At 44.7% G+C, this 1,180-nt stretch carries 1 protein-coding gene; it reads left to right on the forward strand.

Annotated elements, in window-relative coordinates:
* A partial coding sequence (gene tuf, locus PVK62_RS17295) for an elongation factor Tu (RefSeq protein ID WP_274445620.1) occupies positions 1–1,180 on the forward strand: 1,180 nt, incomplete at both ends.

A 1,180-nucleotide genomic window follows, 5' to 3' on the forward strand; every position in this document is an offset into this window, starting at 1 on the left:
TGTCTAAAGAAAAATTTGAACGTACGAAACCGCACGTAAACGTTGGTACTATCGGCCACGTTGACCACGGTAAAACAACTCTAACTGCTGCTATCTGTACAACACTTGCAAAAGTGTACGGTGGTGTTGCTAAAGATTTCGCATCAATCGATAACGCTCCAGAAGAGCGCGAGCGTGGTATCACAATCTCAACTTCTCACGTTGAGTACGATACACCTGAGCGTCACTATGCACACGTTGACTGTCCTGGACACGCCGATTATGTTAAAAACATGATCACTGGTGCTGCTCAAATGGATGGTGGTATCCTAGTTGTTGCTGCAACAGATGGTCCAATGCCACAAACACGTGAGCACATCCTACTTGGTCGTCAAGTTGGTATTCCTTTCATCGTTGTATTCATGAACAAATGTGACATGGTTGATGATGAAGAGCTTCTTGAGCTAGTAGAAATGGAAGTTCGTGAACTTCTTTCTGAATACGATTACCCAGGTGATGATTTACCAGTAATCCAAGGTTCAGCTCTTGGCGCACTAAACGGCGAGAAAGAGTGGGAAGATAAGATCATTGAGCTAGCTTCAGCTCTAGATACTTACATCCCTCTTCCAGAGCGTGCTGTAGACATGCCTTTCCTACTTCCAATTGAAGATGTATTCTCAATTCAAGGTCGTGGTACTGTTGTTACTGGTCGTATCGAACGTGGTATCCTACGTGTAGGTGACGAAGTAGAAATCATTGGTATCAAAGAAACTACAGTTTCTACATGTACTGGTGTTGAAATGTTCCGTAAACTGCTTGACGAAGGTCGTGCTGGTGAGAACGTTGGTGCACTACTACGTGGTACTAAGCGTGATGACGTTGAACGTGGCCAAGTACTTGCTGCTAAAGGTTCAATCAAACCACACACTAAATTTGAGTCAGAAGTATACGTTCTTTCTAAAGATGAAGGCGGCCGTCATACTCCTTTCTTCAAAGGTTACCGTCCACAGTTCTACTTCCGTACAACGGATGTAACTGGCGATATCACACTTCCTGAAGGTGTTGAAATGGTAATGCCTGGTGACAACGTTCAAATGACGGTTGAGCTAATCGCTCCAATCGCAATGGACGAAGGTCTACGCTTCGCAATCCGTGAAGGTGGCCGTACAGTTGGTGCTGGTGTTGTTGCTAAAATCTTCGC

Origin of the sequence: Aliivibrio sp. S3MY1 (genome assembly GCF_028765575.1) — a bacterium.
Classification (GTDB): Bacteria; Pseudomonadota; Gammaproteobacteria; order Enterobacterales; family Vibrionaceae; genus Aliivibrio.